The organism is Corynebacterium sp. HMSC077D03, from assembly GCF_001808545.1.
Taxonomy (GTDB): domain Bacteria; phylum Actinomycetota; class Actinomycetes; order Mycobacteriales; family Mycobacteriaceae; genus Corynebacterium; species Corynebacterium simulans.
The window spans coordinates 43425-66009 of sequence record NZ_KV793692.1 but is presented as its reverse complement, the minus strand read 5'-3'; the positions used below and the strand labels follow the sequence as shown (position 1 = coordinate 66009).

The 22585-nt window shown below is 60.1% G+C and carries 17 protein-coding genes; 8 read left to right on the top strand and 9 right to left on the bottom strand.

The features are described from left to right. Positions 1-66 precede the first annotated feature (66 nt). From HMPREF2888_RS07880 to nagE, 3 genes are read left to right on the top strand one after another with little or no spacing between them, the layout of a single operon-like run. Entirely contained in the window at positions 67-1233 is a 1167-nt protein-coding gene (locus tag HMPREF2888_RS07880; RefSeq protein ID WP_070518616.1) for an N-acetylglucosamine-6-phosphate deacetylase, read from the top strand. A 33-nt stretch (positions 1234-1266) separates the two neighbouring features. Next, positions 1267-2031 carry a glucosamine-6-phosphate deaminase gene (gene nagB, locus HMPREF2888_RS07875; protein WP_070518615.1) on the top strand — a complete coding sequence of 255 codons (765 nt, stop codon included), beginning with the start codon at positions 1267-1269 and terminating at the stop codon, positions 2029-2031. Positions 2032-2084: 53 nt separating this feature from the next. Further along, complete coding sequence (nagE, locus tag HMPREF2888_RS07870) at positions 2085-4220, top strand: N-acetylglucosamine-specific PTS transporter subunit IIBC (RefSeq protein WP_061920248.1); 2136 nt, start codon at positions 2085-2087, stop codon at positions 4218-4220. A 141-nt stretch (positions 4221-4361) separates the two neighbouring features. Here the strand turns inward: nagE and HMPREF2888_RS07865 are convergent, their stop codons facing one another. Then, positions 4362-6011, bottom strand: a complete 1650-nt coding sequence (locus tag HMPREF2888_RS07865) for an AMP-binding protein (protein WP_070518614.1) — start codon at positions 6009-6011, stop codon at positions 4362-4364. Between the two features lie 232 nt (positions 6012-6243). Here HMPREF2888_RS07865 and HMPREF2888_RS07860 point away from each other — a divergent pair, with 232 nt between their 5' ends. The 3 genes from HMPREF2888_RS07860 (at position 6244) to HMPREF2888_RS07850 (ending at position 8922) form a co-directional block, all read left to right on the top strand. Then, positions 6244-7056, top strand: a complete 813-nt coding sequence (locus tag HMPREF2888_RS07860; RefSeq protein ID WP_070518613.1) for a GDSL-type esterase/lipase family protein — start codon at positions 6244-6246, stop codon at positions 7054-7056. Between the two features lie 110 nt (positions 7057-7166). After that, a complete protein-coding gene (locus tag HMPREF2888_RS07855; RefSeq protein WP_049146094.1) occupies positions 7167-8282 on the top strand; it encodes an S-(hydroxymethyl)mycothiol dehydrogenase in 1116 nt (371 codons plus the stop codon). Between the two features lie 19 nt (positions 8283-8301). Continuing rightward, a complete protein-coding gene (locus tag HMPREF2888_RS07850; protein WP_049146096.1) occupies positions 8302-8922 on the top strand; it encodes an MBL fold metallo-hydrolase in 621 nt (206 codons plus the stop codon). A 27-nt stretch (positions 8923-8949) separates the two neighbouring features. On the opposite strand, the gene rfbA is transcribed toward HMPREF2888_RS07850, so the two are convergent. From rfbA to HMPREF2888_RS07815, 7 genes are all read right to left on the bottom strand, one after another. After that, positions 8950-9816, bottom strand: a complete 867-nt coding sequence (gene rfbA, locus HMPREF2888_RS07845; RefSeq protein WP_070518612.1) for a glucose-1-phosphate thymidylyltransferase RfbA — start codon at positions 9814-9816, stop codon at positions 8950-8952. A gap of 10 nt (positions 9817-9826) precedes the next feature. Then, on the bottom strand, positions 9827-11170 hold the full coding sequence (gene rfbD, locus HMPREF2888_RS07840) for a dTDP-4-dehydrorhamnose reductase (protein ID WP_070518611.1): 1344 nt from the start codon (positions 11168-11170) through the stop codon (positions 9827-9829). Positions 11171-11223: 53 nt separating this feature from the next. Then, the gene (gene rfbB, locus HMPREF2888_RS07835) at positions 11224-12222 is read right to left on the bottom strand and encodes a dTDP-glucose 4,6-dehydratase (RefSeq protein ID WP_193391045.1); all 999 of its coding nucleotides are present in this window, start codon (positions 12220-12222) and stop codon (positions 11224-11226) included. A 100-nt stretch (positions 12223-12322) separates the two neighbouring features. Next, positions 12323-13678: an HNH endonuclease signature motif containing protein gene (locus HMPREF2888_RS07830; RefSeq protein ID WP_246815052.1), complete on the bottom strand. Its 1356-nt coding sequence runs from the start codon at positions 13676-13678 to the stop codon at positions 12323-12325. A 176-nt stretch (positions 13679-13854) separates the two neighbouring features. Continuing rightward, complete coding sequence (locus HMPREF2888_RS07825) at positions 13855-15207, bottom strand: M1 family metallopeptidase (RefSeq protein ID WP_070518609.1); 1353 nt, start codon at positions 15205-15207, stop codon at positions 13855-13857. A 60-nt stretch (positions 15208-15267) separates the two neighbouring features. Next, complete coding sequence (locus HMPREF2888_RS07820; protein ID WP_070518608.1) at positions 15268-16353, bottom strand: alpha/beta hydrolase; 1086 nt, start codon at positions 16351-16353, stop codon at positions 15268-15270. A gap of 39 nt (positions 16354-16392) precedes the next feature. Then, positions 16393-17805 carry an alpha/beta hydrolase gene (locus HMPREF2888_RS07815; protein WP_070518607.1) on the bottom strand — a complete coding sequence of 471 codons (1413 nt, stop codon included), beginning with the start codon at positions 17803-17805 and terminating at the stop codon, positions 16393-16395. Between the two features lie 608 nt (positions 17806-18413). Between HMPREF2888_RS07815 and lpdA the strand changes: the two genes are divergently transcribed. Next, positions 18414-19826: a dihydrolipoyl dehydrogenase gene (lpdA, locus tag HMPREF2888_RS07810; protein WP_061920262.1), complete on the top strand. Its 1413-nt coding sequence runs from the start codon at positions 18414-18416 to the stop codon at positions 19824-19826. A gap of 204 nt (positions 19827-20030) precedes the next feature. Here lpdA and ramB read toward each other — a convergent pair whose 3' ends face one another. Continuing rightward, positions 20031-21437, bottom strand: coding sequence for an acetate metabolism transcriptional regulator RamB (gene ramB / locus HMPREF2888_RS07805; protein WP_070518606.1), 1407 nt, complete (start codon positions 21435-21437; stop codon positions 20031-20033). Between the two features lie 392 nt (positions 21438-21829). On the opposite strand from ramB, the gene HMPREF2888_RS07800 reads away from it, so the two are divergent. Further along, positions 21830-22585: a succinate dehydrogenase cytochrome b subunit gene (locus HMPREF2888_RS07800; RefSeq protein WP_061920266.1), complete on the top strand. Its 756-nt coding sequence runs from the start codon at positions 21830-21832 to the stop codon at positions 22583-22585.

The window sequence follows — 22585 nt, the reverse complement described above, 5'->3', positions numbered from 1 at the left end:
AATTGCAACATAGTTATTAACCGGGCGGGTGCCGTGTCTGCCCAGACATACAGAATCGAATGAACTATGCAGCCAGAGGGAACAGGGAGTCAAGGCCACGTCGAGGGCCTCTACATCGATGAAAACTTCGAGCTGCGCGCCGGGGCCGTCACGTTCGGGGAGAATATTGAAGGCATAAAGCTTGGCGATGCCCCCGCAGCCGAGGCCGCCTGGCGCGCCGGGGACCCGGATGCGTTGCTGTGGGTGCCCGGTTTCGTGGATCTGCACAACCACGGCGGCAACGGCGGGGGATTCCCCAACGGCGACTACGAGCAGTGCCTGGCCGCCGCCCGCTTCCACCGCGCACATGGCACCACGACGTTGCTGGCCAGCTTGGTCTCCGGCACACAAGAAGAGCTGTGCGCCCGGGCGGAGCTTTTGGCCCAGCTGGCTGAGGAGGGCGAAATCGCCGGCATCCACATGGAAGGCCCCTTCATCGCGGCGGCTAAGTGCGGCGCGCAGGACCCTTCGCGCATCGTGCCTGGTGACCCGGACTTCTTCCGCGCGGTCATCGCCGCGGCCCGCGGGCACCTTCGCTCCATTACCTTTGCGCCGGAAACGGAGAACGTCGACAAACTGCTCGAAGTCTGCGCGGAGCAGGGCATCATCGCCAGCCTGGGGCATACCGAGGCCGACTACGACACCACGCTGAAGGTTATCGCCAAGGCTAAGGAGCTCGGCGTCACCGTGACCGGCACGCACCTTTTCAATGCCATGCCCTCCATCCACCACCGCGCGCCGGGCCCTGTGGCCGCCTTACTCACCGCGGCGAAGGCGGGTGATGCGGCCGTCGAGCTCATCGCCGATGGCGTGCATCTTGTCGACGGTACCGTGGACATGGCTCACAACCCCCGCTCCTTCGCGGTGACGGATGCCATGGCGGCCGCCGGCATGGCCGATGGTGCTTATGAGCTAGGCTCGCTGCCCGTCACCGTGAGCGGGGGAGTTGCGCGCGTGCCCAGCGGTGCCATCGCGGGCGGCACCTCTACTTTGTCCCAGCAATTCGCCAGCTTTGCCGCACGTCATGGCCTCGGGGAAGCAGTTCGTTTTACCTCCACCACGGCCGCCGATGTGCTGGGGGAGACGGAGCTAGGCCGCATCGCGGTTGGTGCACGCGCCAACCTGGTGGGCCTCAATGCTCAACTGGAGCCGGTGCGCGTCATTGTCGGTGGCACTGAATTTATACACTCTTAAACAAGACTCTCACTCACATTAGGAAGGCGCCTCATGGACATCCTCATCCGCTCTACCCCCGCCGAGGTCGCCGCCGCGGCTGCCGATTTCCTCGCAGGCTACGCCAACAAATCCGCCACCCTAGGCCTAGCCACGGGTTCCACCCCGGTGGCTACCTACAAGGAGCTCATCGCCCGCCACGAGCGCGGCGAGGTGAGCTTCGCCGGCAGCCGGGCTTTTCTTCTCGACGAGTACCTTGGCCTTAACCCCGAACACGAGCAGTCCTACTACGCCACCATCCGCCGTGACTTCACCAGCCACGTCGATTTCGATGATGCCTTGGTCAAGAGTCCAGAAGGCAACGCCGCCGACCCCGTGGCAGCCAGTGCCGCCTATGACCAGGCCATCCGAAATGCCGGTGGTGTCGATGTCCAGTTGCTCGGTATTGGCGCGAACGGCCACATCGGCTTTAACGAACCGTCGAGTTCCCTGACGTCGCGCACTCGCGTGGTGGCCCTGCACCCGCAGACTGTGCAAGATAACTCCCGCTTCTTCGACACTGTCGAAGAGGTTCCGCGCCACGCACTCACGCAGGGCTTGGGGACGATCGCTGAGGCCCGCCACCTGCTCCTCATCGCCACCGGCAGCAACAAAGCCAACGCGGTGCACGCGATGGTCGAGGGCCCGCTTTCAGCGCGCTGTCCTGGCTCGGTGTTGCAGCTGCACCAGCACGCCACGGTGATTGTGGATGAAGCCGCCGCTGCCCGCTTGGAAGACCGTGAGTATTACCTCTTCGCGGACCAGAACCGCCTGCGTTAAAGCTTCTTTTCCTCATTCCATCCTTCTCTTCTACTCGAAAGGACGATTCAGACATGAAAATAGATGTCATGGGGCCGCTGCAGCGGCTCGGAAAAGCCCTCATGGGCGCTGTGGCGGTGCTGCCCGTCGCGGCGATCCTCAGTGGCGTTGGCTACTGGATCTCCAGCGCGGCTGGCCCGGATAACCTCGCCGCCCAGCTGCTGATCAGCTCCGGCGACGCGGTGCTGTCCAACCTGGGCTGGATCTTCGCCATCGCCATTGCTTTCGGCCTGGCCAAGGATTCCAACGGCGCCGCGGCGCTCTCTGGTTTCCTGGCCTTCGCCACCTTCATGAAGCTGCTGGGCCCGGAGGCCGTGGCCGGCTACCGCGGCATCGAAGACCCCACCGCGCTGACCGGCGATGAGGCCCTGGAATGGGCCGCGGAAGGCTGGAACGCCGTGGGCGGCGGCAACGTCCTCTTCGGCATCCTCGCCGGCGTCATGGCGGCCTGGGTATATAACCGCTTCCACGGCACCAAGCTGCCGGATTTTTTGGCTTTCTTCTCAGGACGGCGCCTCGTGCCGATTCTTACCGCCGTCATCGCCATAGTGATTTCCGGCATCCTCTACTTCGTGTGGCCGTTCATCTACAACGCGCTCTTTAACTTCGGTACCTCCATCCAAGGATTGGGCGCGGCGGGCGCCGGTATTTATGGCGTGGCTAACCGCCTGCTCATCCCGACCGGCCTGCACCACGCGCTGAACTCCGTCTTCTGGTTCGATGTCATCGGTATCAATGACATCGGCAACTTCCAGGCTGGTCAGAAGACCATCGAGGCAGCCGCTACTGCTACCTCCGCCGCCGATTGCCCGGGCATTTGGGCCAACGGCCAGTGCACGGTCGAGGGCGTCGTCGGCCGTTATCAGGCGGGCTTCTTCCCAGTCATGATGTTCGGCTTGCCGGGCGCGGCACTCGCCATGTACCTGCGCGCGGATAAGAACAAGCGCAAGGTCGTCGGTTCCCTGATGGCCGCAGGTGCTTTGGCCTCCTTCTTCACCGGCGTGACTGAGCCGCTGGAGTTCTCCTTCATGTTCGTCGCCCCGCTGCTCTACGTGGTGCACGCGCTGCTGATGGGCCTGTCCGTCTTCATCGCTTCCGCCATGGATTGGACCGCCGGCTTTGGCTTCTCTGCCGGTTTCGTGGACATGTTGCTCTCCTCGCAGAACCCGCTGGCTAATAAGTGGTACATGCTGCTGGTCATGGGTGTGGGCTTCTTCGCCCTGTACTTCGTCATCTTCTACTTCCTCATCGGCTGGCTCAACCTCAAGACCCCGGGCCGCGGCGAGGACGATGCGGTAGCAGATTCCATGGAGGATTCCGCCACCGGCGATGAGAAGACTGCTCGTGATGCCGCCCGCATCATCGAGGGTCTCGGCGGCAAGGACAACATTGACTCATTGGATTACTGCACCACGCGCCTGCGCGTCGGCGTGAAGGAGCAGGCGCTTGTCGACGACTCCGTGATCAAACGCGCCGCCGTCTCCGGCGTCATCCACCCCTCCGAGAAGAGCGTCCAGGTCATCGTGGGCCCGGCCGTGCAATTCATGTATGACGAGGTCAGCCACCAGCTGCGCCACGGCTCCCCGGCCCTGGCCACGACTGGTGCAGCGAGCGCGGCAGGTGCTGGAGCCAGCGCGCCGGCCAGCGCCGCTGCCGCTCAGAGCGGGAGCGGTGATGCCGCTGGCGTCGACGTGCGCGCCCCGTTCGCCGGAGACGTTGTCGAGCTCTCCCAGGTCCCGGATGCGTCCTTTGCGCAGGGCATGGTGGGCGAAGGCTTCGCGGTGATGCCTGATGCCGTCGATGCCTTCGACGTCTGCGCCCCGGTAGACGGCACCATCACCATGATCTTTAAGACGCGCCACGCCTTCGGCATGAAGACCGCGGATGGGCTGGACCTGCTCATTCACATCGGCATCGACACCGTGGAGCTCAAGGGCGAAGGTTTCACCGCCCTGGCTAAGAAGGGCGATACCGTCACTGCCGGCACGCCGATCATCGCGGTGGAGGCAAGCAAGCTGCGCGAGCGCGGCGTCAACCTCATCACCCCGGTGGTGTGCCCGACGGCCAAGCAGGTCGCCGGAGTCGACATCGCTCGCGAGGGCCATGCCCTGCCAGGCGAAGTCGCAGCAACCGTCAAGCGCAGCAGCTAGCCGGCTGGATTAAATCCCAGACACAAAAACTGCCCGAGTTGCCAAAAACAACGTTGTTCCCTGCGGTTAGGAGCGAAGGTTTTGGCAACTCGGGCAGTTTTGGCTCGGAGGGTTCTACGTCTTGAGAGGAATAGGCGTGGGTTAGTCGGTGCCGTGCAGCAGGCGCGGCACCACCTTGCCCGTGGCATTGCGCGGGAGTTTGTCCAGGAAGTGGACATCGCGCGGCACGGAGTGGTCCGCCAGATTCTCGCGGACCCAGGCGCGGATGGCGTCGGCAGTCACGGCGTTGCCTAGGGCGTCCCGCGTGGTCACCGCCCACACGGCGATGCGCTGGAAGGTGGTTTCATCCTCCACGCCACCGGCATGCACCTCCGCGATGCCCGGCATGGCCTCGAGCACCTCCGTCACCGACTGCGGGTGCACGTTCTCGCCGCCGACGATGATCATGTCATCGGCGCGGCCCACCACATGCAGGTAGCCCTCGGGGTCGATATAGCCCAAGTCTCCGATGGAAATGAGGCCATCGACCTTGTGGAGTGGGATCTTCGGATTGGTATAGCCAATGAGCGCGGTGGAATTGGTCAGGTAGATCTCGCCGACCTCGCCGCGCGGAACCTCATTGCCCTCCTCATCGAGGATGCGCAGCTTAGTGCCGGAGGCAATCTTGCCGCCGATGGTCGGGTCTTTAGCCACCTCTTCCATGCTGGCCGTCGACGCCAGCGCCAGCTCCGTGGAGCCATAGACGTTGCAGAGAATCGGGCCGAAGCGCTCGTGGGTTTCCTTCACGATCTCCGGGGTCAGCGCATGCCCGGCGGAGGCAATGAACTTCAGCGAAGAGGTGTCATACGCCGAATCCGGGTCAACCTCAACCATCTGGCGGAAGAAGACGGGGGAGGAAAGCAGACCATCGAGCTGGTAGCGCTGGATGTCATCGAGCGCGGCCGCCGGGTCGAAGACGCGACGGGTCACGATGGTATTGCGCAGTCCCAGCGCGATATTGAGGCAGGCCCAGCCCCACGTGTGGAAGATGGATGCGGTCATCTGCACCTTCTGGTTGGCACGCCAGGGGATGTTTTCCACGATGGATGCCAGCACGACCGGCAGCGTCGGCTCCGGGCGCATGATGCCCTTGGGGATGCCGGTGGTGCCAGAAGACATCAGCACGATGTGCCCGTGCTTCGGATACTTTGGCAAGCGGATGTCGCGCACTGCTTCGGCGTGCTTGACGATGCCGTCTAGCGTCGGCAGCCCGAAATGTTCCGCGCCCGAGTCATGCCCGATAATAACGGCGATCCTCTCGTGATAGGCGGGATCGAGGCGGTCGATGAATTCGTCGTCGATGATGAGCACGTTGATGTTGTTTTCCTCGATGCAGCCTGCGAGCTGCTCTGGGGAAGAACCGACGTTGAGCAGGAAGATATGCGCGCCCGCGTATCCCTTGGCGCCTAATGGGGTGATGATGCCGCGGCCGTTGCGGGCCATCACACCGAGGCGGATTTCTGACAGATCGAGGCTGCGTAGGTGTTTGGCCAGGGTCTGCGCGTTGTTTCGCAGTTGGCGGTAGGTGAGGGTGCCGTCGTCGTCGATTAGCGCGAGGCGCTCTGGGCAGGTGATATAGCCCTGCTCGAGCTCGCGGGCAGTGGTAAAGCGGTAGCGGCTTAAGATGGGGCCGGCCTTGAGTAGCGGGGTAATGCCATCACGGTGGGTGATGATGCCGGACTTAAAAAGCTGCGGGATAAAGCGGCTCAGGGCAGCGGCGTGGAAGGTTAAATCAGAGAAATTAAAAGGCATGTTGAGTAAAAGTCCTACGTCAATAAGGGAAAGCTAGCGCGACAGTTAGGCTACCGGCTTGTTAATCGTGTGGGCTGCACAGGCTGTTGCACGGCTCGGAAGATTGTTACTAATGTTACAGAAGTTGCCCCTGTGGACTATAGTATATTTTTGCCATAGAACATATATTGATTCTAAACGGACCGCCCAGGTTGGGCTAAGATGATGGGCAGCAAAATTTGAGAGGAAATCCATGAACCTGAAAAAGAAGGTAATGGCAGCTTTTGCTGCGACCTGCATCGCGGTAGGCCTGGGCACGGCACCTCAAGCGGTGGCAGCCGATGCAAATCTGGTGGCCTTTGGTGATTCCGTGTTGGCCGATCCAGACGCGGGTGCTTATCTCACCGCGCGCCTGAGCTCCCAGAGTGCTGGCGGCGTGAATTGTCCGCAGTCTAATAACTATGCCCGCCGCACTGGCGCGAAGCTGGGCCTGCCGGTCGCGGACTTTTCTTGCTCCGGCGCTGTTTCCTTCTCGCGCGGCCCGCAGATGTTCGCCCAGGTTGATCGCGCGATCCAGACCGGCGCGTTGAGCCCAAATACCCGCCGCGTTCTCTACACCACGGGCTTTAATGACACGTATAACAACCCAGGCATGAGCGAGGGCGAGCTGCGCCGCCGCTTCGTGGATGCGAACGCTCCGCTCATCGGCCGCATCCGTGCTGCGGCGCCAAATGCACGCATTCAGATCGTCGGGTATCCCACTATCGGCTCTGCTGGTAGCTACTGCCTGCTGCACGTGGGTCCAGCACCGCTCGATCACACCTTCTTGCCGAATGTGCAGGCTTGGGAGAATGCTTCCCAATGGATGCAGGTGGACTTGGCCGCTCGTACCGGGACCGAGTTCCTCGATCTGAAGCCGAGCACCCGCGATAAAGGCATGTGTGCCACCGCAGATCGCCGCATGTGGGCCGGCCTGGTTGACTTCACTGCTGGCGACGGCAACCTGCCGCTTCACGTAAATGCGCGCGGCCACGAGTATGCGGCAAACGTTATTGCTGGCTCTTAATTTCTAATTTTTGGCGTGCGCTGGGGTAACCCGCGCACGCTTTCGCATATCTTCTGAAATGAATTTTCATTAGTGCGTCCTTGCTGGAAATTTGTGTACGCTGGGGCCGCATGAGCAACAACACCGTTAAAGCCGTAATTGCCCGCTCCAAGGGAGCGCCGGTCGAGACCGTCAACATCGTAATCCCTGAGCCAGGCGCAAACGACGTCATCGTCAAGGTGCAGGCCTGCGGAGTCTGCCACACGGACCTGGCTTATCGCGACGGCGACATCGAGGACGCCTTCCCATTTCTGCTTGGCCATGAGGCCGCGGGCGTCGTCGAGCGCGTAGGCTCCGCCGTTACCCACGTTGCCGAGGGCGACTTCGTCATCCTTAACTGGCGCGCGGTCTGTGGCGAGTGCCGCGCCTGCAAGAAGGGCGAGCCAAAGTACTGCTTTAATACACACAACGCCTCCGCCAAGATGTACCTGGCCGAGGATGATAAGGACGCAGGCGCCGAGTTGACCCCGGCCCTGGGCATCGGCTCCTTCGCGGAGAAGACCCTCGTGCACGAGGGTCAGTGCACCAAGGTGGATCCGGAGGAGGATCCGGCGGCGGCGGGACTTTTGGGCTGCGGCATCATGGCCGGCTTGGGTGCGGCCGTCAATACCGCGGAAATCCAGCTCGGCGAGTCCGTGTCCGTCTTTGGTTGCGGCGGCGTCGGCACCGCAGCCATCGCCGGCGCGAAGCTGGCGGGCGCGGCCAAGATCATCGCCGTCGACATCGACGAGGCAAAGCTCGAGACCGCGCGTGAATTCGGCGCCACCGATGTCGTCAACTCTAAGGACATGAGTGAGGATGAGGTCATCGAGGCCGTACGCCAGCTAACCGGCGGCTTCGGCACCGACGTTTCCATCGACGCCGTGGGCATCCAGCCGACTTGGCGCCAGGCCTTCTACTCCCGCGACCATGCCGGCCGCATGGTGATGGTGGGCGTGCCTAACCTCACCGACCACGTCGATATCCCAGCAATCGACCTCTACGGCCGCGGCGGTTCCATCAAGCCGGCGTGGTACGGCGACTGTTTGCCAGAGCGCGACTTCCCTGCATATGTGGCATTGCACCGCAACGGCCAGTTCCCGCTGGATAAGTTCGTATCCGAGCGCATCTCCTTGGATGAGGTCGAAGATTCCTTCGCCACCATGAAGTCCGGCAAGGTGCTGCGCTCCGTCGTTGAATTCGCATAGATTAGGAGAACTAAAGCCAATGCAGATCGACAAGGCCGTAACCAAAGGCAAGTTCCGCCTAGACGGCGGAGAGTGGGACGTGGACAATAACGTCTACGTCGTAGGCGATGCTTCGGGTGTGTACGTCGTGGACCCTTCCCACGACTTGGATGCGGTGGCCGAGCTCGTGGGTGATCGCCCGGTCAAGGGCATCCTGCTCACCCACGCGCACAACGATCACTGCGACTTGGCGCCGGCGGCCGCCGAGCGCTTTGGCGCCGAGGTCTACCTCCACCCAGATGACCAGATGCTGTGGGAAGAATCCAACGGCGGCGCCGCGTTCCACCCGCTGGAGGATAACCAGCAGTTCCAGGTCAGCGGCGAAGACATTACCGTCTTCCATACGCCGGGCCACTCGCCGGGCTGCGTGGTGCTTCACCTGCCGAGCGAGGGCGTGCTGCTTTCCGGCGATACGCTCTTCAACGGCGGCCCTGGTGCCACCGGCCGCAAGTACTCCGACTTTGACGTCATCATCGAATCCCTGCGCAACGTGGTCTTCAACCTGCCCGCCGAGACCCGCGTGCTGCCGGGCCACGGTGATGAGACCACCGTGGGCGCAGAGGCCGCGCGCATCGACGAATACGTCGCCCGCGGTTACTAAACCCGGCTGATTATTAAAACCGCCTGATTAATCCTCGCGCGCCGAGGCCAGCAGGTAGGAGCCGTAGCCGGACTTCATGAGCGGCTCTGCCAGCGCGGCCAAGGCGGGGCGGGAGATGAAACCTTCCCGGTAGGCCGTCACCTCCGGCGAGCCGATGACGGTGCCGGTGCGCTTTTGCATCACCTCGACGTAGGCGGAGGCCTCGCTCATCGAGTCCACCGTTCCGGTATCGAGCCACACGTCGCCGCGCTGCATGCGCTGCACCCGTAGCTTGCCGCGGCGCAGGTACTCCTCGTTGACGGCGGTGATTTCCAGCTCGCCGCGGGCGCTTGGGCGAATGCCCTTGGCAATGTCGATTACTGAGTTATCGTAGAAATACAAACCAACCACGGCATGATTGGACTTGGGTTGGGCTGGTTTTTCTTCGATGGACAGCGCGTTGCCTGCCGCGTCGAATTCCACCACGCCATAGCGCTGCGGATCGGAGACCTCGTAGGCGAAGATGATTCCGCCTTCTGGGTCGCGGCACTGGCCCAAGGCGGTGGCAAAGCCGTGGCCTTCGAAGATGTTATCTCCCAACACCAAGGCTACGGAGTCATCGCCGATGAAATCCTCCGCAATGAGGAAGGCCTGCGCCAGGCCCTCTGGACGTGGCTGCACCGCGTAGGAAAGCATGAGGCCTAGTTGGGAGCCGTCGCCAAGCAGGCGCTCAAAAGACGCCGAATCCTCGGGGGTGGTGATGATGAGGATCTCCCGAATCCCCGCCTGAATCAGGGTGCTGAGCGGGTAATAGACCATGGGCTTGTCATAGATTGGCATGAGCTGCTTCGAGATGCCCTTGGTGATGGGGTAGAGGCGTGTGCCTGAACCGCCCGCGAGGATGATGCCTTTCATGCTTGAAAGCCTAATCCAAAGGATAAAGCGCAAGGTAGAGCGCTAGCGCGGCGCGCCAATTCATCGGGCTAAAGCCGGTGGCCTCAATCTTGGAAAGATCCAGCGTAGATTCGCTGGGCCGGCGGGCAGGCTCGACGCCGTACTCCGCGGTGCTGACCGAGTGGACCTCGGCGGGGTCGTGCCCCATGCCGATGAACGTGGCCATGGCGAGTTCATCGCGGCCCACGGTATCGCCCGCGGAGGAGAGGTTGTAGATGCCATAAGGCGCCTGGGTTTCCAGTAGGTGCGCGATGCCCTTGGCCAGGTCCTCTGCAAAGGTGGGCCGGCCGCGCTGGTCATTGATGACCTTCGGCTCGATGCCCTTATTTGCCAGCTGAGCCATGGTTTTGATGAAGTTGTTGCCCTCGCCGAAGACCCACGAGGTTCGCACCACATAGTGCTTAGGCGCCACGCTTGCCGACGCCTCACCCGCCGCCTTCGACGCCCCATACAGGCTCAGCGGGCTAGGGGGTTCTTCCTCGGTGTGTACTTCGGTTTCGCCGTCGAAGATGTAGTCGCTGGAGACGTGTACAAGCGTCAAGTTGTTATCGGCGGCGATGCGCGCCAGCTTGGCAGGTGCCAGCGCGTTGACTTCCCAGGCGCGGGCGCGGTCGCTTTCTGCGCCGTTGACGTCGTTGTAGGCGGCGCAGTTGATGATGGAGCTGTAGCGGCGCCAAGGACGCTGCGGCGGATTGGTGATGTCGAATTCCTCGCGCGTGCAGAACTCCGCGTTCGGTAGCACCTTGCGCAGCGCGCGGCCCAGCTGGCCGTTGGTGCCGGTGACCAGCACCTTGCGCGGCGCCATGGGCGTGACGTCCGCTAGCTGCGGGTGCGCGCGGTCTTTGTCGGAGATTTCGGTGGGATCGAGCGGCCAGTCCACCATGTCGAGGTTGACGAAGGTGTACTCCGCGTCAGGTGACCAATGATCGTTGACCAAGTAGGAATACGCGGTTTCCTCAAGTGCCTGGAAGCCGTTGGCCACGCCCCACGGGACGAAGACGGCGGTATCGGGGCTTACTTCATGGGTGACCAGCTCACCGTAGGTTTCGGAGCCTTCGCGCAGATCGCACCACGCACCGAAGACCTTGCCGTGGGCCACGCTTACCAGTTTGTCCCAGGGCTCGGCATGCAGACCGCGGGTCACGCCCGCCGCGGCGTTGAAAGAGACGTTGTTTTGCACCGGCTGGAAATCGGGCAGCCCGGCCTCAACCATCTTTGCGCGCTGCCAGTTCTCCTTGAACCAGCCGCGATTGTCTCCGTGGACGTCAAGCTCGATGAACAGTAGGCCCTCGATGGCCGTCTTGGTTACCTGCACGTGTGCTCGTTTCTTCCTGTCTAGGTTTCGTTTAATGGGGTTGCGCTGCCGGTTTAGTGGCCGTGTTGGGCGTAATGCTTCTCGACGTCGCCTTTATCCGGGCGCCACCACTTCTCATTGTCGCGGTACCACTGGATGGTCTGTGCCAGCCCTTCGCGGAAGTCAGTGTAGTGCGGCTGCCAGCCCAGCTCGCGGCGCAGCTTGGAAGCGTCCATGGCGTAGCGCTGATCGTGGCCGGGGCGGTCAGCTACGTGCTCGTAGAGCGCGCCGCCTGCAGCATTGGTCGCGCCCATGATCTCGCAGATGAGCTCGATGACCTCTTTGTTGTTGATGTCTTTCTGGTCAGCGCCGATGTTGTAGGTCTCGCCGATTTCGCCGCGATCGAGGATGGCGAGGACCGCGCTGTTGTGATCGTCGACGTGAATCCAGTCACGGACCTGCTCACCCGTTCCGTATAGCTTGGCCGGCTGGCCGTCTAACAGGTTGGTGATTTGGCGCGGGATGAACTTTTCTACGTGCTGGAAAGGGCCGTAGTTGTTGGAGCAATTCGAGATGGTTGCCCGCAACCCAAAGCTGCGCGCCCAGGCGCGGACCAGGTGATCGGAGCTGGCTTTCGACGCGGAGTACGGCGAGGAAGGCACATAAGGGGTGGTTTCGGTGAACTTGGTAGCGGCACCGATTTCGAGGTCACCGAAGACCTCGTCGGTAGAGACGTGGTGGAAACGCACATCGTGCTTGCGGCAGGCTTCCAATAAGGTGAAAGTACCTACGACGTTGGTCTGGATGAACGGGGAGGGATCCTGCAGCGAATTATCGTTGTGGGACTCTGCTGCGAAGTGCACCACGATGTCGCTTTGCACCACCAGCTCATCCACCAGCGCGGCATCGGCGATATCGCCGACAACCAAGCGGCACTCTACGCCCTCGAGGTTCGCCCGGTTACCCGCGTAGGTGAGTTTGTCCAGCACCGTGATGGAGACTTCTGGGCGCGTGGCAGCGACCAAGCGGACGAAGTTGGCGCCGATGAATCCGGCGCCGCCAGTAACTAGCATTCTGCGCATGGATAACAATTTTAGGCTACCTACTTTCACTATTTTCACCTCGCGATAAAACGCAAGCGCAATCCGCCCGCAGGGCACAAGTATCCTGCGATTAGGCGCTGAGTTTGTGGGCCGGGGCTTTATGTGCAGCTGGGCTGTCGTTGAAATGGATCCTTTCCGACCCCGCCGGACGATAACCAACTCTTCGAGTTATTGGGTCTCGCTCTGCATGCCCCATGTTGCGGAAACCGTCACGTCGGTCATTGTTATCCGCATGATGTCTTCTGCAGAGGAGCGTCAAGTTCTTGAGATCCGTTGCTCCACCTGCTGCCCACGCATGGAGGTGGTGGACATCGCATTCGACCCAAGGGCGGTCACAGCCGGGATGGGTGCATACCAACTCCGAGGCCGCCAAGGCTATCTTTTGATAAAGGCTTGCGCTGCGCTTGCAGCGGCCCAATTCCAGCGGGAATTTCTTATCATCAACCACACAGATGAAATCGTGTGATGCCGCTCCAATACGTAGCAGGTCCAGCGGGGAGAGCTCCACGCCAGTGTTGGTGGCGAACCGGGTGGAAGAATCCATCTCTTCCAACTCGTTCAGCGTGGTGGTGATAAGCAAGGAACCCACACCACCAGTGCCGTGCTGATGTGATTCGAGATAGCTGTGGACGATGGCAGAAAGCTGGTCTGCCATTCTTTGGGAGTATGTGCGGGAATCTTCCTCTGCCGGAAGATTTGGCCCTCCCTGATGGCGAGCTGGGGCAAATGCGGCTTTTAGCATTGCTGCCGTGGCGGCATCGACGTATCCACTGATGAAGACGCCACCATCAGCATCTGGCTGGGAGATGCGCAAGCGACGCTTTTTAATAACTGCGTCTGCATCGGAGACTGATTTGTTTGCTGCACGAATGGCCTCGCGCAGCCAGGCTCGGAGCGCAGTATGTGACATCTCCCGAGACTTCTCCAAAGCGCGCTGGCTAAGCTCTTGCGGGCCAGGGAGCGCGCCCTCCGTGAGGTGCTCAAGTTCCTGTTCGATGAGTGCGATAGTGCGCGCGTGTGCGGCTTCTTCTTCAAGCATTTGCCGGCGGCGCTTTTCTGCGGCTTCCCGCTCCCGACGGGCGCGTTCACGGGTGGCGTCCTCACGCTTTTGTTCTGCCGTTTCGCTGTCACTGCCCGTCGCGCTTGGATGGGCAGAAGCTGGCGCATCTGCGGCCGCTTCCTCCGAAAGTGGGGCAAAGAGCGATTGCCCGGTCTTTATGCGCGCCTGTGCCTCCGGATAGGTCAGGCCCAAACGTGCGGTGAGATAGTCTTCCGGCTTGCTGGAGCCGACTGTACGGCCAGCGTCATCTCGGGCAGCAAGGAAGGCAAAGGCGGCATCGATGGTGGTCTTCTTTCCCATTGCGTTCTCGAGGTGCTCGAAAGCAGGATGCAAACGGCCGAAGTAGAGGTCTGCGGGTTCTTTCATAAGCTCCCGCAGTTCTGTTAGTGATGTGGCAATTTCGTTGACTGTGGAAATAATCGCTTCGTGTTTGTCTTGCATGGCGCCCCACCCCCTCGGCGTTTCGATTACATGTTCTATATTATCTACATAGCGCAACCTGTCAAGGGTGAGCTGGAAAATACTTTCGAACGTTTGGGGGTTTAAGCCGGGAAGTGCGGCAATTGTTCTTGTTCCAGCCACTGCTCCAGCAGGCCATCGAGCGCGGCCGTATCTTCCGCGCGCTCGCGCAGCTTCGAAAGCAGGTCTTCCGGCGTAACCACGCCGTGGCGGCCTTCTGCTAGGTAGGAGCGCACGGCGTCGAAAAAGGCGGCGTCGCCAAGCAGCACGCGTACTGCATGTACCGTGAGCGCGCCGCGTTTGTACACGCGATCATCGAACATGTCTTGAGTGCCCGGATCTGCCAGCAGCACATCCTGTGCCTTGCGAGCGAGCACGTTGTAGTGCGAACGCGCAGACTCATGCACCGCCCGGCCATGCGTGTGCTCCATCCACAACCACTCGCAGTAGCAGGCAAAACCCTCGTTGAGCCAAATATCCTTCCACTCGCTAAGGCCTACCGCATTGCCAAACCACTGGTGGGAAAGCTCGTGAGCGATGAGACGCTCGAAGGTAGGCGAGACATGGTTGGAGCCGAAAATCGAAAGGCCCTGGGCTTCCAGTGGGATTTCCAGCTCGTCCTCGGTGATGACAACCTGATATTCGTCAAACGGATAGGCGCCGAAGCAGGAAGAGAAGAAGTCCAGCATCTCCTGCTGCTGGGCAAAGACCACTTGGACAGGCATCTTGAGTGCTGGCGGAACCCAGGCGCGCACGTCGTCGCCAAGTCTGACCTCGCTAAACTCGCCTACCTGAACCGTAACCAGGTAAGTAGCCGTGGGGTGTTCGGTGCGGTAATGCCAGCGCGTCATCGAACCGCTGGCGGATTTGCGGGAAACCAGCTTTCCATTCGAAATCACGCGGAACGGATTATCTGCGGTGATCTTAATGTCAAAGGTGGTCTTCTCGCTCGGGGTATCGTCGCATGGGAACCAGCTCGGGGCGCCGTTGGGCTGGCTAGCTACTAGAGCGCCGGATTCGGTTTCCTCCCAGCCGAGTTCGCCCCACGGGGTGCGGATGGGGCGTGGGGAGCCGCCGTAGCGGATGTGTAGCTCGAACTCGGTTCCATCTGCGATGGTATCCGCGAAAGTCAGGCGCAGCTTGCCCACGGACTGGCGGAATTTCGCCACCCGCGGTGCGCCCTTGGCGGTGATGCGGCGGGCTACCATGGCGCCGCCGAGATCGAGCGTGAGCTTGTCGACGTCCTCTAGCACCCGGATATGCAGCACCGCTTCACCTTGCAAAAGGTTGGGCTCAACGCGGTAGGTAAGGTCCAGGTCATAATGGGTGACCTCATAACCTAAGTTGAACGCGACACCTGTGTAGCTATCGCGCTGTTCAGATAATTGACCGGCGGTGGATGCGACATGCGAAAGGGCGGTGGAAAGCAGCTTCATAATGCTGCGATCCTACCGCCCTTTAAGGATGAAACCCTATTCGCGTTGGGCCTTATAGGCCTATACGCCGAGAGCCGATGCAAATACGGGCCAGGACTTCTCGATGTCCTCGCGCCAGCCCGGCCAAGAGTGGGTGCCGGTATTGCGGAAGTTGAAGGTAGCCGGGATGTTCTGCTGGTCCAGCTTGGCCTTCAGGTTGTGGGTGCAGCTGTTAACCGCAGCCTCGATGATGCCGCCCTCGACCTGGAGCTGTGCGGATCCGACGAATGCGGCGGCCGGGTTCATGCCCTGTGCGGTGTAGTAAGAAGGCATATCGGTCTTGCCAGCCAGGCCGGAGGCAGACGAGACGTACAGAGCGGTGCCCTCCAGATTGTGGGAATTCAGAAGGGCGTCATTGTAGCGGTTGTAGTCGCTGCCCATTGGGCCCCACATCTGCTCCGGCTGGCCGCCGCCACGGTTGACGGTCAGGCGCAGGAACTCATAAGGGAGCTGGGAGGAGGTTGCGGCACAGCCCGCGTAGGAGCCGGCTGCGTCGTAGAAGCCTGGATTGTGCTCTGCGAACAGCAGGGAAGAAGTAGCGGACATCGACATACCAGTCACTGCACGCTTACCGGAAGCGCTGAGGCGCTGCTCGATTGGTCCTGGCAGCTCCTTGGTCAGGAAGGTCTCCCACTTCTGCGGGCCCTGCAGGTATTTACCGTTTGGCTCCTGCTCCCAGTCAGTGAAGTAGGAGAAAGCACCAGCCTGCGGAACGACGACATTGACGTTCTTCTCGTGGTAGAAGTCAACCGCGTCGGACAAGCTCAGCCAGTCAGAATCCTGCTCTGCGGAACCTGCACCGTTGAGCAGGTAGATGGTTGGGCGGTTAGCGTCATTAGCCTTGATGACAGCCAGCGGGATATCGCGATCCATGGAAGGCGAATGGGCCAGCAGCTTCTCGACGCGGCCGTCATCCTTGTACTTCTTGTACCACTTGGTGCCTGCCACATCGGCAGGAACGGCGCTCGGGTCGATCTCAGTGATGGTGGACAGCGCGGTGTCACCTGCAATGGTTGCTGGTGCAACGGTAGCGGCACCAGCAGATGGTACAACGAGTGCGCCAGCAGCGATTGCGGCTGCGGCGATGATAGAGCTAATACGCTTCATTAACTTCTTTCCCAACGTGTCGAGAGTTTTAAGGAGAGCTTACTGTGCTGGCGCTTCTAGGTCTACCGGCGGGGCGTCAGCGGGGGCAGGCTGCTCATCATTAGGGATATCGGCGTCGTCAAGCTTTTCGTTAGCAAGTACTTCATCAGCATTGTTTGCCTCGGCGACGTGAGCCTCCGATTCTGGGGCGTTGAATGCCGTGCCGAAGACCTTCCAGGAAGCGTTGATGTCTTCCAACCAGCCCGGCCAGGAGTGGGTGCCGGTGTTGCGGAAGTTGAATGTAGCCGGCACGTCTTCGTGGTTGAGCTTTGCCTGCAAGTCATGGGTACAAGCGCTCATTGCGGCTTCGATGGCACCACCTTCAAACACGAGGGTGGAAGAAGACTTGGTCGAACCTAAATCGGTTGCGCCCGCGAGGCCGGAGCCGGCGGACACGTAGATGTCGGTGTCACCCAGGTTGTTCTTGGTCGCGTTGATGAGACCGTCGTTATAACGGTTGTACTCGCCACCCATTTCGCCCCACATCTGCTCTGGGGTAGCGCCGCCGCGGCCCAGGGTTAGCTGGAGGTAGAAGTGCGGCAGCGGCCTCGAGGTAGCGGCGCAGCCGGCGTAGGAGCCGACTGCGTCGTAGAAGCGTGGGTTGTGTTCAGCCAGCAGCAGTGAAGAGGTGGCGGACATGGACATGCCAGCGATGCCGCGCTGCCCGTTGCCGTTGATGTGATCCTCCAGCGGGCCAGGCAGCTCCTTGGTTAGGAAGGTCTCCCACTTCTGTGGGCCCTTAAGCCCGTACTTGCCGTCCGGTTCCTCGAGCCAATCGGTGTAGTAGCTGAATGCGCCGGCCTGCGGGATGACGACGTTGACATTGCGGTCTCCGTAGAAGTCATCGATGTCTTGAGTGCCCGGCTTTTCCGGATCTAGGTCGCGGCCAGCGGTGCTGACGATCCAATCCATGCCTTGGTCAGCGCCGCCTGCGCCGTTGAGCATGTATAGCGTCGGGCGTTGCGAATCGAATTTGCCGTCAGGGGTGATGACGGCGAGCGGGATTTCGCGGCCATTCATGGCAGGGGAAGAGGCCTGCATGGTGACGATTTTGGCGCGGTAGTCCGGGTACTTGTAAACGTAGCCGTACCACTTCAACTCGTCTGGCAACTTCGCCAGATCTAGGTCGAAGCTCAGCTCCTTGTACTTCGCGGCATCGAGAGTGCCGTCCGCTGCGGCTGCGCGGTAGGTTTCGATGCTTTCTCGGTATTCGTCTTCGGAGACCAAAAGGCCCTGAATGGAGGGATCTGCGTTAAGGACTTTCCAGGCGGAATCCTCGGTGATGGTGGAAGGGGTGGCGTCGCCTGCCACAGGGGCAGCAGGCACTTCAGATGCGGTGGCCGGAATGGTCGTACACCCCAAAATCAGCGCTGCAGAGGCAGCGACTTTGACCAATGAGTGGAGAGTCTTCATTTAGGTTTGCTTCCTTAGAGGGAGTCGGTAATGCGTGAGAGGGTACGCGCATTTTCGTTGACTATATTCCCTTGTGCCCTCGCCAAAGGCAAGAGGTAGGAGAGAGGAGACAACGAGGGGGCTACAGTCAAACTATCAAGTAGCAAAAGTGAATGCTGGTGAACATGTGGCTTTTGTGTCATAATTTCGGCTGGAATTAGCGCACTGCGTAACGTATGTGCCTAAGATGCCGTTATAAAGAGTACAATTTGCTCGCAGGAAACCATCCCCACCAGCAGGTTTCTTTCCGCCTCCCTGCATTTGTGCAGCAACAACAGAAAGTAAGACTTCATGAACGCTTTTGATTCCTTCATTGTCGCCATCAACAACGTCCTCGGCGCTTGGGTACACGCTGGCTCTTCCATGTCCTCCGAGGCTGCGCTGGGCATGGGTCTGTTCTAAGACACTGCTTCGGCTGAACCAATCTCCCTTCCTACCTTGCTTTTAAGGCAGGAAAGGGAGATTTTTTAATTCCTGCGAGGCCTGCGTTTTCGCCTTAAAAAGTTAAAAGGCACTCAATCTTGGGGGAGAGTGAGACAGCGCGGATAATCTTCCGTATTCTTGTACGCGTGACTCAAGAACATTATGACGTTGTAGTACTCGGCGCGGGCCCAGGCGGCTACGTGTCCGCCATCCGCGCAGCCCAGCTTGGCAAGAAGGTTGCTGTCATTGAGAAGCAGTACTGGGGAGGCGTCTGCCTCAACGTTGGCTGTATTCCTTCCAAGGCGTTGCTGAAGAACGCCGAGGTAGCACACACCTTCAACCATGAGGCTAAGGCTTTCGGCATCTCTGGTGATGTCTCCTTCGACTTCGGTGTTGCTCACAAGCGCTCCCGCAAGGTCTCTGAAGGCATCGTCAAGGGTGTCCACTACCTGATGAAGAAGAACAAGATCACCGAGATCAACGGCCTTGGCTCCTTCAAAGACGCAAAGACCATCGAAATCACCGAGGGTGATGACAAGGGCAAGACCGTCACCTTCGAAAACTGCATCATCGCAACGGGCTCCGTCGTTCGTTCCCTCCCGGGCGTTGAAATCGGCGGCAACATCGTTTCTTACGAGGAGCAGATCCTCAAGGATGAAGCTCCGAAGTCCATGGTTATCGTGGGCGCCGGCGCAATCGGCATGGAGTTCGCATACGTTCTGGCTAACTACGGCGTGGACGTCACCATCGTCGAGTTCATGGACCGCGTCCTGCCGAACGAGGACAAGGACGTCTCCAAGGAGATTGCTAAGCAGTACAAGAAGCTTGGCGTGAAGCTGCTGACCGGCTTCAAGACCACCTCCATCAAGGACAATGGCAACGATGTCACCGTCGAGGTCGAGTCCAAGGACGGCTCCAAGACCGACACCCTGACCGTTGACCGCTGCATGGTCTCCATCGGCTTCGCACCGCGCGTTGAGGGCTTCGGCTTGGAAAACACCGGCGTTGAGCTCACCGAGCGCGGCGCTATCGCAATCGACGATTACATGCGCACCAACGTTCCGGGCATCTACGCAATTGGCGACGTCACGGCAAAGCTCCAGCTTGCACACGTTGCTGAGGCACAGGGCGTGGTTGCTGCTGAGGTTATCGCTGGCGCTGAGACCCAGCTACTGGGTGACTACATGAACATGCCGCGCGCTACCTTCTGCAACCCGCAGGTTGCTTCCTTCGGCTACACCGAGGAGCAGGCACGCGAGAAGTTTGCTGACCGCGACATCAAGGTCGCAACCTTCCCGTTCTCCGCAAACGGTAAGGCAGCGGGCCTCAACGAGACCGCCGGCTTCGTCAAGCTCATTGCTGACGGTGAGTTCGGTGAGCTCATTGGTGGACACATGGTTGGCTCCAACGTCTCCGAGCTTCTGCCGGAACTGACGCTGGCACAGCGCTTCGACCTCACCGCTGAGGAAATCGGACGCAATATCCACACCCACCCAACGCTTTCTGAGGCAATGAAGGAAGCTGCCGAGGGCATCGGCGGCCACATGATTAACCTCTAAGCGCTTTTCGCGTTAAGGCCCCCGCGAGGGGGCCTTTTCTGCATCTTCTGGCAAATACCCAGCCCTGGAAACACAGACCTGCTGGTGGCGATCCCGTGAGAACAAACGGGGATGCGAGTACGACCACGAGGTCTGGTTTTTCAGGGCTGGGTATTTGCGTTCCGGCAGCGAAGCGCGGCACCGCAAGCCCGGGATGTCGCGTGCTTAGTACGGCGCCACCGCGGAGCGATGGGCGTCGATTGTCAGCGTTTCGTTGATGGCGGGGAAGGCGCGCTGGGCGCAATTGGCACGCGGGCAGGTGCGGCATCCGTTGCCAATCGGGGTCGCGGCAGATAGGTCGCCCAGAACAAGGCCCTCGGCATATACCGTGCGGTCAGCATGACGAGCCTCGCAACCCAGGCCAATGGCGAAGAGCTTATTTGTATCGCCGTAGCGGCCCTGGTGGTGCTGAACCGAACGCGAAATCCACAGGTAGTTGCGCCCATCGGGCATCTGCGCGAGTTGGCGGGAGATAACTCCGGGGTTAGAGAAGGTCTCATAAATGTTCCACAGCGGGCAGGTGCCACCCGAGTTGGAGAAGTGGACGCCGGTGGCTGATTGACGTTTGGACATATTGCCGGCGCGGTCCACGCGGACGAACGTGAATGGAATGCCACGCTTGTTCGTGCGCTGCAGGGTAGAAAGGCGCGAAGCCACCGTTTCGTAGCCCACGCCAAAGACCTGGCATAGGTATTCCAGGTCATAGCCCGATTGCTCTGCTTCAGAATGAATAGTGGTGTAAGGAAGGATTGTGGCTGCCGCAAAGTAGCTGGCGATGCCTCGCTTAGCAAGGTTGCGCGAGGCGTCGGAAGTGAAGGGCTCTTCGTCGACAAGGGAGTCGATGATCTCGCCAGCTTCCAGAAATCCCAGCTCAGCAGCCATGCGGAAGGCGCGCTGCCCCTCAGAGAGGCGGCTGGCGAGGCGGAACGTTCCGCTTTCGCGGTCGAAACGGTGAAGCGTGCCATCCATTTGTGGTGTCGTTACGATCTCGACGCCGTGTTTGTCGCGCAGGCGCGCTGTCAGGGCGGCCTCGGTATCGCGGATGCGGAATTGCGAAACGTCCAGCTCAGAAGCGAGCGTCTCAGCGTGAACGTCTAGTTTATCCAGGTAGTTTTGGCGCGCATAGAAGAAGTCGCGGACTTCGTCGTGTGGCATGGAAAGTGCCTGTGTGCCTGCGGAGCGGCGGGTATCGGTGGCAAGAGACAGTTTGTCGCGAACATTGCCGTAGCGGCGGTGAATCTCCACCAGCGTGCGGGCCACGGTGGGGTGGTTATAAACCAACTCGGACAATTCCTGCAGTTCAACGGGGGAGGGGCATAGCTCCTTGTCTTGGATGACATCCTGGATTTCAGCCAGCAGGCGGGAGTCATCATCGCGGGAGAAGAAGGTGGCGTCGACGCCAAATACTTCAGTAATGCGCAGCAGTACCGGTACGGTTAAAGGGCGGACGTCGTGTTCAATCTGATTGACATAGCTAGCCGAAAGTCCCAGCGTAGAGGCTAGAGAGGCCTGGCTTAGATCCCGTTCGCGCCGCAATTGGCGCAGGCGTGAACCCACGTAAGTCTTACTCATGTGAAAAAGATTACCGGCCCCTGCCATCCTGTAACAGGATTTTTGCAAAGACTGTGTGAAGGTTCTTAACCTCCCTGCGAATAGGGGTAAAAATGTGTGGAGTGTGGGCGGTGTGACTCCTGCGAAAGTTTGACGCATAAAGGGGTGAACTAGTCACTCCGAAAATTAGCTGTGACGAACCTCATAGACACCTGGGAATTACGCAACGTGAGTATTGCGTAAAAAGCAGCGTGCAAGGTAAACGGCTTTTCGAATACTCCGTTTTAGGCGATCCTTACCTAAAGAATTTTCTACGGACTGCTCAGGCCCTTAAGAAGAGGCTGCGTTGGCCCGAATTTGACTAGTTGCCAGCAGATAAGGCTGCGTAAGGTAATAGCGACTATGGAGGTGTCATGTCTGTAAAAAATCCTGACCGTGAGGCAATCGCTCACGGCCGCATCACTAACGAAACGATTCGTACTAAGCCTTCCGTACCCACCTGGGCACTGAAGATTACGATGGCCATCACCGGCCTGTTCTTTGCGCTTTTCGTAGTCGGCCACATGGCCGGCAACCTGAAGCTTTACTTGCCGGCACACGACGGCGACGAAGCACTCGATATCTACGGCGAGTTCCTGCGTGATCTGGGTGCACCGCTCATCCCGCACGGCCACCTGCTCTGGATGATCCGCATTGTTTTGCTGGCTTGCGTTATTGCACATATTTACGGTGCATTCGCACTTACCGCTCGCTCCAAGCAGTCCCGCGGCAAGTTCAAGCGCACCAATCTGATGGGTGGCCTCGACTCCTTTGCAACCAAGACCATGCTGGTCACCGGTGCAGTCCTGCTGCTGTTCATCATCTTCCACCTGCTGGACCTCACCATGGGTGTGCAGCCGGTTGCGCCTGAGGCATTCGTGCACGGCGAGGTCAAGGCAAACATGATTGCCACCTTCAGCCGCTGGCCAGTCACCATCTTCTACGTTCTGGCGATGTGCTGCCTGTTCCTGCACCTGACCCACGGCATCCGTCTGGCTGCTTCTGACCTGGGTATCACCGGTGCGAAGTGGCGTCAGGTCTTCGTGATTCTGGCCTACATCATCCCGGCTGTAGTTTGCATCGCAAACATCGTTATGCCGCTGTCCGTCGCCCTGGGTTGGGTCAGCTAA